This is a genomic window from Phytobacter palmae (assembly GCF_039409775.1).
Lineage (GTDB): Bacteria > Pseudomonadota > Gammaproteobacteria > Enterobacterales > Enterobacteriaceae > Phytobacter > Phytobacter palmae.
Genome location: NZ_JBCIVJ010000023.1, coordinates 41,655 through 51,882 on the forward strand (window position 1 = coordinate 41,655; position 10,228 = coordinate 51,882).

The 10,228-nt window shown below is 47.4% G+C and carries 10 protein-coding genes and 2 pseudogenes; 5 read left to right on the forward strand and 7 right to left on the reverse strand.

Going from position 1 to position 10,228, the window contains the following annotated elements:
* Positions 1–122: 122 nt before the first annotated feature.
* The 4 genes and pseudogenes from wcaA to AAIG39_RS21540 all read right to left on the reverse strand — a co-directional run bounded on the left by wcaA (position 123) and on the right by AAIG39_RS21540 (position 3,062).
* Complete coding sequence (wcaA, locus tag AAIG39_RS21525) at positions 123–980, reverse strand: colanic acid biosynthesis glycosyltransferase WcaA (RefSeq protein WP_249573133.1); 858 nt, start codon at positions 978–980, stop codon at positions 123–125.
* Positions 981–1,049: 69 nt separating this feature from the next.
* Positions 1,050–1,328, reverse strand: a pseudogene (locus tag AAIG39_RS21530) (pentapeptide repeat-containing protein); the annotation flags it as partial.
* 508 nt (positions 1,329–1,836) lie between these two features.
* Entirely contained in the window at positions 1,837–1,977 is a 141-nt protein-coding gene (locus AAIG39_RS21535; RefSeq protein ID WP_343194686.1) for a hypothetical protein, read from the reverse strand.
* 158 nt (positions 1,978–2,135) lie between these two features.
* The gene (locus AAIG39_RS21540; RefSeq protein WP_343194687.1) at positions 2,136–3,062 is read right to left on the reverse strand and encodes an alpha/beta fold hydrolase; all 927 of its coding nucleotides are present in this window, start codon (positions 3,060–3,062) and stop codon (positions 2,136–2,138) included.
* Positions 3,063–3,153: 91 nt separating this feature from the next.
* Here AAIG39_RS21540 and AAIG39_RS21545 point away from each other — a divergent pair, with 91 nt between their 5' ends.
* The 3 genes from AAIG39_RS21545 to AAIG39_RS21555 all read left to right on the forward strand — a co-directional run bounded on the left by AAIG39_RS21545 (position 3,154) and on the right by AAIG39_RS21555 (position 5,428).
* Positions 3,154–3,729: a CGNR zinc finger domain-containing protein gene (locus AAIG39_RS21545; protein ID WP_343194688.1), complete on the forward strand. Its 576-nt coding sequence runs from the start codon at positions 3,154–3,156 to the stop codon at positions 3,727–3,729.
* 591 nt (positions 3,730–4,320) lie between these two features.
* The gene (locus AAIG39_RS21550; protein WP_343194689.1) at positions 4,321–4,887 is read left to right on the forward strand and encodes a TetR/AcrR family transcriptional regulator; all 567 of its coding nucleotides are present in this window, start codon (positions 4,321–4,323) and stop codon (positions 4,885–4,887) included.
* A gap of 64 nt (positions 4,888–4,951) precedes the next feature.
* Entirely contained in the window at positions 4,952–5,428 is a 477-nt protein-coding gene (locus AAIG39_RS21555) for a nuclear transport factor 2 family protein (RefSeq protein ID WP_343194690.1), read from the forward strand.
* Between the two features lie 269 nt (positions 5,429–5,697).
* Here the strand turns inward: AAIG39_RS21555 and AAIG39_RS21560 are convergent, their stop codons facing one another.
* Positions 5,698–6,279 (reverse strand): GNAT family N-acetyltransferase, encoded by a 582-nt coding sequence (locus AAIG39_RS21560; RefSeq protein WP_343194691.1) that lies wholly within the window; start codon positions 6,277–6,279, stop codon positions 5,698–5,700.
* 507 nt (positions 6,280–6,786) lie between these two features.
* A pseudogene (locus tag AAIG39_RS25765) lies at positions 6,787–6,858 on the reverse strand (tetratricopeptide repeat protein); the annotation flags it as partial.
* Positions 6,859–6,907: 49 nt separating this feature from the next.
* Here AAIG39_RS25765 and AAIG39_RS21570 point away from each other — a divergent pair.
* Positions 6,908–8,341 carry a hypothetical protein gene (locus AAIG39_RS21570; RefSeq protein ID WP_343194692.1) on the forward strand — a complete coding sequence of 478 codons (1,434 nt, stop codon included), beginning with the start codon at positions 6,908–6,910 and terminating at the stop codon, positions 8,339–8,341.
* A 164-nt stretch (positions 8,342–8,505) separates the two neighbouring features.
* On the opposite strand, the gene AAIG39_RS21575 is transcribed toward AAIG39_RS21570, so the two are convergent.
* Complete coding sequence (locus tag AAIG39_RS21575; protein ID WP_343194693.1) at positions 8,506–9,225, reverse strand: type 1 glutamine amidotransferase; 720 nt, start codon at positions 9,223–9,225, stop codon at positions 8,506–8,508.
* Between the two features lie 119 nt (positions 9,226–9,344).
* Between AAIG39_RS21575 and AAIG39_RS21580 the strand changes: the two genes are divergently transcribed.
* Positions 9,345–10,118 (forward strand): AraC family transcriptional regulator, encoded by a 774-nt coding sequence (locus tag AAIG39_RS21580; protein WP_343194694.1) that lies wholly within the window; start codon positions 9,345–9,347, stop codon positions 10,116–10,118.
* Positions 10,119–10,228: the final 110 nt, after the last annotated feature.

Consider the following 10,228-nt stretch of genomic DNA (forward strand, 5'->3'; position numbering starts at 1 on the left):
GCCTGACTTAAGCTATGCAAAGTGTCGGGATATGGGCGTAACGCTGCGCAGCATCACTCCTGCGAGATAATTACGTAGCATTACCCGCCCCAAATATACCGGGCAATTTAAGCTTGTAATTTTTAAAATTTCTTATCCTTGAACACGGTATGCAGCATCATGTAGCGCTTAACATTACGCAAGCACATTAAGCTTCTGAAAACCCGGAAGGACATTGGTTTCTTTCGAATATAATAAAGCGTGAAAAGCTGGTATTTCTTGCTTGTCTTATCGAACTTACTGCTGTGTTTTTTATAAAAAGAGAAATACCCAGAAAATTTTTTCCTGGACGCGGTGATTCTTACTTCACCATGGTTTACGTAAAGAATCTGAGTGGCAGTTTTTATTTTAAAGGGTCCACCATAGTGTTCCGCAAGCCGATAAAAAGCATCATAATCTTGCGCTGCTGCAAGCTGTGTATCAAAAAGGACAGCCTGCAAACGCGACGTTAAAGTGAAGACTTGATTGCCGACGATGTTCTTTTTATTGAATAATTGCTGGCTATAATCTGGTTTTGGATAAATCCTCAAACTCTCCAGCGAAAGATAGCCTGATGAATCACAAATATAATCATCGGCATATAAAAACGCATGCTGATTAAGTTTATGTTGCTCCTTCAGGAAGGATGTCAACCGATTTGGCAACCACTCATCGTCATCATCAATGCCAGTAATGAAATAACCATTAGCCAGCTTAATTGCCTGATTCCTGACAGCACACGCACCGGAATTATAATCATTTCTGATATATTTTATACGTGAGTCCGCCAGCCCTTCAATAAATCCCTGAAGATTAAGGTAATTTGGAGAGCAATCATCAACAATAATTAACTCCCAGTTCGTATATTCCTGTTTTAATATTGATTCAACGGCGCGCTTTGCTAACTCCTCCCGGTTCCACGTAGGCATATAGATTGAAACCAGCAGATCGGGTTTTACCACGGAATCAGATAACGCATCTGACTCTGAAACCGTTTTGTAAAAACTCGCATTTTCAGGATCGCTTTCAGTAAAATTCACGCCATAACAATTGGCATAATCAAAGATTGCCCCTTTCAAAGCACAATAGCTAAGGTTTGCGCCTCGCAAGCATGCGTATGAAAAATCGGTATTCCTCAGATCACTGAATGAAAGATCTTCACCTGTTAAGTCAGCGTTTCTAAAATTTAACCCCATATAATTCTTAAAGCGATGATCATCTTTAAGAAAAATACTTTTAATGCTCTTATTGCCATGCCGCTTAACCCTATATTCTTTTTCATAAGGTGCAGCTTTTTCGTTTAAAAGCATGATGTTTTCCTGTCCACCTTTTCCCGGAGAAGCACAGCATATCAAGCCCTTTTTCAGCCATGTATAAATTTTACAATTTATAATTCTTTTTAAGAATTTCCTTATTAACAGGCTGCGATAATATTAATTTTATTGTTTCTAATCAATAAATTACTGGCTGTTAAAAACGTGTTATTGTATTGCAGAGTATTAAACCCACCAGCCGATTATATCTGCAGGGCCATACCTGGCTGAGTAAGTGACACAATTGGGCTTAACACGGCCAGGAAATAAGATGGCAGCATATCCCGAAGGAGAGATCAGGAATGTCCGCTCCGAACAGGAGCGGACGTTTAGACATTGCTACGTTACCAGCGTTACTTGTCATGGTTTAAAAGCCCGGCGCGCACGAGGATGAAACTTACATTAAGCAATATTTTCCTCTGCTGATTACTCTTCTGATAACCTCTTCTGTTATTTCAAAACAAATATAATAACCGGTGAGATTACTGGCGCGTTTCTGGACTTTTCACCACGGCCAGATGTTATTCTCATAGTCGAGGAACAGATGTTCTTTATCATTGCGATGCAGTTCAATCACATCAACCATTCCATTGACGCTGGTTTTCACATCAATCTCTGCTTCAACTGCACCATCGAGTGTACCCATTGCTGTCGCCGCCCAGCCCGGATGGATTGACAGGACAGTATGTTCCCCCGGCTTCATATCCATATATATACAACGAGCCAACATATTCAGCGCCACTTTACTGGCCCGGTAGAGCTCAAGACCTATTCCCGGTTCGGGCCACTGTGCCAGGCGCGTCGCTAATCTGGCTGGCAGAGATGCCGGTCCAGAAAATCACGAATGGCCATACCTATCTCTTTTGCATGCGTTTCCAGTGCGAAGTGGCCAGTGTCATAAAAGTTTATCTCTGCGTCTGGCAGATCACGTTTCCATGCCTGAGCACCCGCCGCGAGGAAAAACGGGTCATTTTTTCCCCAGACGGCCAGCAAAGGTGGCTGGTACTCGCGGAAATAGCGCTGGAAGGAGGGATACTTTTTCACATTCGAGGCGTAATCCAGCAACAGATCCAGTTGGATCTCCGCATTGCCCGGCCTCGATACCTGCATCCCTTCAAGAGTATAACCATCAGGCGAAACCAGAGACGGATCGCTAACACCTTCCAGATACTGCCATTTGATAGAAGCAGGAGTGGGGAATTCCTGCAACGCACTGCGGTTTTCCGGCGTGGGTTCGCGCCAGTATCGCTGCACAGGTGCCCAGGCCTCTCCCAGCCCCTCTTCATAGGCGTTGCCATTCTGAGAAATGATCGCCGTCACCCGCTCCGGATGCGCGGCTGCCAGTCGCCACCCGACTGGCGCGCCATAGTCATGAACCATAAGCGCATAGCGATGCAGGCCGAGCTCCTCTGTAAACCGATCGATTGTCTCTGCAAGCTGGTCAAAGGTGTATGCCCAGGCGCCCTGCCCCGGAGCCTCGGTAAAACCAAAGGCCGGTAGATCTGGCGCGATCAGATGATAGCGATCGGCCAGTTGGCTAAAAAGGTCACGAAACATAAACGATGAACCTGCGAAACCATGAAGCATAAGTAATACCGGCGCCGTGTCATCACCGGCTTCACGGTAGAAAACGTTAACGTTGCCGGCCTGTTTATAGCGGTAATGAACCTGCTTAGTCGACGGGGCAGATGCACTCTCTGCCGCAGATGATCCGGAAGTGGAAGCAGCCATGATAACCTCATGTAACCTTTAAAGTGTGAAATTGAAGGTTACATGGGAATCTGGTAACCTGTCAAAATGATTTTATGAGTTACGGACATGTATGGAAATCAAACCGCTTTCTTCTCAACCTCTCTTCCTGGCCGATAACCTCGCGCTGGATTTCATCAACAGCGAATACGGAACAGGTGATGAACGACATGATTGTTTTGGGAGCGATCTCAGCGTCATAGACTGGCTGGAAACGGCGGGTCTGGTGCCGAAAGGCACTCAAGCTCCTGCCGGGTTGCTGGTTGAGGCTCGCCAGCTGCGCGGCGCGGCCAGAGCTGTTGTGCATGCCGCTATGGAATCCGTTGCATCGGATCTGACGGTGATTAACAGGATCCTTGATAAAGGGCATCCTGAGACAAGGCTGCAATGGGATAACGCTACACAGCAATACCGTATTGAGGTTCGTTCAGCGATGAATAGCCCTGCCACTCTTCTCTGGCCTGTTGCCGACAGCCTGGTGAAGCTGGTCACTGATGACAAATTCGAATATGTGCGTCAGTGCGAAGCCCATAACTGTATTTTGCTCTTTCACGATTTGAGCAAATCTCATCGCCGCCGCTGGTGCAGTATGGCAACCTGCGGCAATCGGATGAAAGTGGCAGCCTTCCGGAACAGGAAGAATGCATAATGATTCTGGCCTCTTATGAAGAGTGCCAGAGTTTAACCGCACCTGTAATTTGCGTTAGCAGGAAAAGCAGTAATCATCGGGATCTGTGGGTCGGTCAAACTCACCGTATAGTGATCGAGGTATAAAATGAACTGGCTTTTATTAAAAGGGCAATGGTATCTGATATCCCTTATGCCACTCACTGATGAATTCAGATTGACTGTGCCCGGTGAGCGCACCTCTCTCATTCTCAACAGACCCCAGATGGAACGCGCAGTTAAAGAAAGTCTGGCGTTATCGGGCCGCCCTTCAAACAAAGCGGCCCTGCGCAACTGATTCATTAACACCAGAAACAAAAAACAGCCTTATTTTTACTGGGCTTTTTAATCTCCTCCCCAGGCGCTACATTCCCCCTTCACGCTCAGAGCGTACAGATTGCCCTGCCGGATATCGGTTTTCCGTTCCGGTGAAGTACACTTTGTATTGATTTTTATGCCCGAACTGTAATTTCTTATTGATTTAAAACCATTTTTCGCATGCCTTCCGTCACCAGGCAAAAAGATTATCAACTAACTCTTGACCGAGGGAGAACGATCGTTCTACCATCATCCTATGAACAAAAACACGACAAACACGCGGGAGAGAATTCTCGCGACCGCTGAAGAACTCATCTACCAGAACGGTATTCATGCCACCGGTATGGATCTCCTGGTGAAGAGCTCAGGCGTGGCCCGGAAAAGTATTTATCACCATTTCACGAACAAGGACGAAGTGGCAGCGGCGGCGCTGAATGCGCGCGATGTACGCTGGATGGAATGGTTCAGAACGGAATGTAACAAGGCGGATACGCCGCAGGAGCGCATCCTGAACATGTTCACCGTGCTTAAAGGCTGGTTCGAATCGGAGGGTTATCGCGGATGCGCGTTTATCAACACGGCAGGCGAAGTGGGAGATCCTGCGGATCCAATTCGTCAAATCGCCAGGCTTCACAAACAGAAACTACTCGATTACGTGCTTGAACTGACCGGACAACTGAATACAGCGCAGTCGTTACCTCTGGCCCGGCAGTTACTGATACTGATTGAAGGCGCCATCACCATGTCACGCGTAATGGGTGATTACAGCGCCGCCGATGATGCAAAAGCTGTCGCTCAGCTGTTACTGAAACAGGTCTCATAGCAGAGACCTCTTTTCTAAAGATGAAATACTCACTGAAATATCCAATTATTCCGGAGGCACCACCATGTCCGCTTCACAAGTCCGTCCGCCCCTTCCGCCGTTCACCCGCGAATCAGCAATTGAAAAAGTAAGGCTTGCTGAGGACGGCTGGAACAGCCGCGATGCCGAAAAAGTATCCCTTGCCTACTCTCTGGATACCAAATGGCGCAACCGCGCAGAGTTTGCCAATGATCGTGAAGAAGCCAGGGAATTCCTCGCGCGTAAGTGGAAAAAAGAGCTGGAGTACCGTCTCATCAAAGAACTCTGGGCATTTGACGGTAACCGCATTGCGGTCCGCTACGCTTATGAGTGGCGCGATGACTCCGGTAACTGGTTCCGTTCTTACGGGAACGAAAACTGGGAATTTGGTGAAGACGGGCTGATGCATCATCGCTACGCCTGTATCAATGACATGCCTATCAAAGAGAGTGAGCGCAAGTTCCACTGGCCTCTGGGACGCCGTCCGGATGACCATCCAGGTTTATCTGAGCTGGGCCTGTAACGTTCCCTGCCTGTCCGGGCATCCGGTTACTGTCCTTGCTGGATGCCTGTTTTATCAGCGTGATGTTATGTCGCGCCAGTCGAAGCGGTATCGATTTCTGTTATCTGAAAGTACTGGTTTAGTAATACAGGCAATGGAAAGCCTGGTTTAAAAGTAAAATAGCTACAGGGAATTTCTGAGTCTCAAAAAAATTAGCTGAACGGATGAGGATGTAAAAATCACACTTTATTTATCGCCCTACCCCATGGCAATATATTCTCTTCATTCTGTTACTCAGAGTCATAACTACACGTCTTCATCGCCCATTCACTGTTAAAAATTCTGTAATGAAATTCATCGCTTGTAGATCCTTTGAAAAAATCCGCATCTTTTAACTCATTAATTTTTTTGAGTTGCAAACATTCCATTAAACGGACAGAGGCCAGATTCCGGGAGTCGATCAATGCATCGACATGAGACAAGTTATAATGATTAAATAAATAATCTATCAACATGCGCACACACTGTTTTGCCACCCCTTTTCTTTGATATGCCCCAAACACATGGTAAGCAATATATGCCCAGCACTCATCAGTCATAATGGTCGACTGAACGTATCCCAGATATGCGCCCGATTTACGATTTATAATGACCCAATTTAGCCATATTTCGCGTTTATCTGGCGAATGCCGCTGTGAAACTCTCTCATAACGCGCTATCAACTCAGCCAGGCTTGCCGGCGGGTTGGATGGAATATATTTATAATCCGATTCAATAGACAAGCCGGCATACATACCGGGCGCATGCGATTTATCCAAAGGCTCCAGCAAATATAAATCTGACATCAAAGGCTCAATTAATTTCGCATTCACAGTACAAACTCCATAAGACCTGACATCACGATTGAGAAGAGAGACTCAACGACAACACAACCTTTACCTTACAGCAAAAATTAACATCGATGGCTGGTATTTTGCTTAAAAAAACTGTCAGACCCAGGACCCTTTTCTGATGTTTAAACAATGTCTCCGCACCAGGCGCATTTGCACGAAGCACTCTGGGGGGCGATTTCTGGCCCGGACAGCAGAGCGCGGCGGCCAGGTCACTGGGTTCGTCTGTAAAGCGCCCGAAGCAGGCACTGTTAATTTTTGCCAGTGTTAATCAATGTGTAGCTGGAAACGAATAAAAAACACGGCGGGCACGTATTTCTGAAATCCAGATGGCGTGGAGGATGATGAATAACCAACTGTCAATGCGGCTGCCAGGGTGAACTGCGCGCTTTTTTCAGGCACACGGAAACAGACAGACTGAACGAGTTCTTCGACAACCTCTCGGTTACGCGCCAGAACCAGCCCATAACGCCGCAGCTGTGTCAGATGTTCAGCCTGATGATAAGCGTAACGCGTTTTATCTTCATCGCTGAGCTGGCTTGTTTTCTCAGGTACACATTTAAGTCAGACTAATAATTTACGCCTTGAGGCCGATAGTGTTATTTCTTAATTGATATATGAAGGAACATGTATGTACAGAATACCCTCTTTAATGCGCCCGCTTTTTTTTCTCACTCTCTTGCCGATGTCTTTCGTTCAGGCTGCAGATAACGTTGCGGTGACAGATGTGAGTATGAACCCCTTATCTGTCACCAGAATTCATGATCGTGTGAATTACATGTTGTCCTTAAACTTTAATAACGGCAAAACAGCGCAGCAATGGCGTTCCGTTGATTGCCGGCAGGGCCAGGCACAAGTTCTGTACAGGGACTTACTTAACGAGGAGGGGTTAACCAAAGCCCGCTTTTACGGCAACAGCTACCTCCGCTATGGGCCGGCACAGGATGATAAGCAAATGACGGCAGAGGATATCCGCAAGGTTTGCGAGCTACCGATAAAGGAGGCGCGATGGGAAAAATTATCAGCCACCTCTGCAACGGGCATTACCGAACTTGTCGATGTTAATAGCATTCAGCGCAAGGGTGATATTTTATCGGTACGCATGGGATATGACTTTGCAGATATCATTTGGGAACCACCTTACGATGCGCCGCTGGTATTAAAAATTGAACATTACATTTACAACTGTAAAACCCATCAGGGCGACGCTGTCGCTGCAATGAACTTCGATAGCGATGGACGCGTTACGGACTCACTCATCACTGCTGATATTATTCGCCGCAAGAGTAGCTTCACTATTAGCCCTGAAAAGGCACAACGTTTCGCGCAGCTCTGCCAATTACCAGCCGGCAAAATATTCTCCGCCGAAGGACATTTCGTACCTGCCGCTAACAAAAAAGCATCAACGCTGATGGGGCCAACAATGCCCGATCTGAGTAATAACAATCCGCAATGGCTGAATAAATATCCCCTCCCTGCCGGAATTGAGCAGCAGGCACAATCCATTATCAAACCCTGGGCGCAGGCACGTTTTAAACAGATTCGTTATACCGAAGCCAGCGCGTTCGGGAAGGTCAAAGTACAATTGGATGTGCAACCAGATGGTTATATCCGCAAGTTAGAGGAATATGGTATCTGGACCGTACAACGTTTAACGCTGGCTAATCAGCTACAACTTAAGTTCGCAATGTCCATCAGTCATGGGGCGTCAGTGCTTAACAAATTGCAGACGGATCTGCATTTCCCGTTAGCGAAAGGCCAGCACTATCAGGCGCAATGGGACAGTATTGATGCCGACAAGAAAGTTACGGCTTCAACGTTACGCTGCGACGTAACGAAAGAAGGTGACGCAAGCAGCATTACACCAGAGTTTACCGGGAAGTATCTGTTAGTTGAGTGTCATGATACGACCGAAGGACAGCGGGAAAGCAGTACTAAACTTGCCTGGCTGCAAGAATTTAACATCTTTGTCCCGGTATCTATGCAAGTGGGTGATAAACCTGAAACCCCGGTAAAACTGGAAAACGTTAGCGTCATACGCTGATAAGCAAGCAGGCTCGCTGGTGAGCTTTTATGATCCTGATGTGAGCCTTGAGAGTGGATATTCTGGCTACGCAAAGTTGGTGCTGATTGCAGGGTACGTCCATTTACGCGTAGCAAACCTTGAAAAATGCCCGGATAAACGCATCACCGGGCTATATTCCGGGGTTACGCTGATTTGTAACGTGCTTCCAGTTTATCCAGAAAGCCAAATAGCGCCTGGTTCATTTCGCTGTAATCATGCGCACGAAGCTCTTCTCGGGTATTAACGAAGCGATAGTCCGCGGCGCGGTTCAGATCTTTCTCTGAATGCTCAATCAGCAATTCCACAATTTCCGGTGTCAGTTCCATATGGCACTGAAAACCAATGACACGATCCGAGTATGAAACGATCTGGCGCGGGCATCCCTCGCTATAGGCGATGATTTTTGCATCCGCCGTCAGACCCGGCATATCGTTATGCCAGTGACCGACTTTAAGCGACTTCGCAAAGTGAGAAAACAACTCATCTTTGCTGCCCTCTTCTGTCAGCGTGATCGGGAATTTACCAATCTCTTTTTCAGGGCTGTGAGCGAACGACGCCCCCAGGGCTTCACCGATCAGCTGTGATCCGAGACAGATGCCAATCACGACCTTACCGGTGTTAACAGCACAATGAATGAGCGCCTGCTCGCCTTTGGAATCGAAGTGCGGGCACTCCTCCAGAGTAGTGGCGGGATCTTGCGGGCCACCCATAACGATCAGAAAATCGATGCCTTTAGCGTCAGACGGCAGCACATCCCCTGCATATACGCGTGAAAAGGTCACATCATGGCCGTGGCTTCTGGCCCATGTTTCATAGGCGCCCGGCGCTTCAAAACTTTCATGTACGATAAAGTGTACTCGCATTAGGCTATGTTCCTGTAATACCTGTGATAATCTGCATCAGAAATACCTCCCCCATCCATTAAGGCCTTACTGCGGATGGTTCCGGTTTCGATATCATAATTGCAGGGGCTAAATCTGAAATGCCAGGTAGTATAGATAAAGCGCCAAGACATGATGAAGCTACAGGCTGGTCAGGCACCGCGATAAGCTATCAACGCGGAGAGGCAGACCCTCCTCATCACCACCTTGAGGGGCAACTGCTCTTTGCCACCAGAGGGGTTATGCTGGTTGAAACAGAGAGTAATCGTTGGGTCATACCGCCTCAGCGCGCATTATGGCTACCGCCTCTTCAGATCCATAGTTACAACCTGCTTTCACATACAGACCTGCGGGCCGTCTATTTCAGCCGCAACCTTATCGCTGAATGTGCGAATTTTACGAAGAGTAACCAGGTGCATGTGATTACTGCTACAGCACTGGTGAAAGAGCTGATCGCCGGGCTATTCAGTAATGACTACAACAGACCGAGCCAACGAAAAATGGCCCTGTTGCTTCTGGAAATTCTCAGCGAGGCTCCCCCTTTAGCTGCGGAGCTTCCAATGCCGCATGATGAACGACTAGCCTGTGCAGCCAGAGAACTGTTGGTTAATCATCGCTGGGAAGCATCGCTGAGCGATCTGGCTTTTATCGCCACCATGTCTGAGCGTACATTTTCGCGATTGTTTATTAAGGATACTGGATTTAGTTTCAGAACCTGGAAGCAGAGAGCCAGGATTTGCGCTTCGTTAGATCTTCTCGCAAATGGCATCTCAATCAAACAGGTCGCATATCAGCTTGGCTTCTCATGCCCGGCTGCATTTACGGCGGCTTTTCGCTCCATACTGGATTCGACGCCACGCGACTTTTTGCCTTAATTCATAAAGGTGACGTTGCTACTCTCATGCTACGTTTTTCCACAGAGGGTATGTCAATATTGCCAACATCCCTGAACTCAACGAGATATATGCAATCTGAATACGGAGCA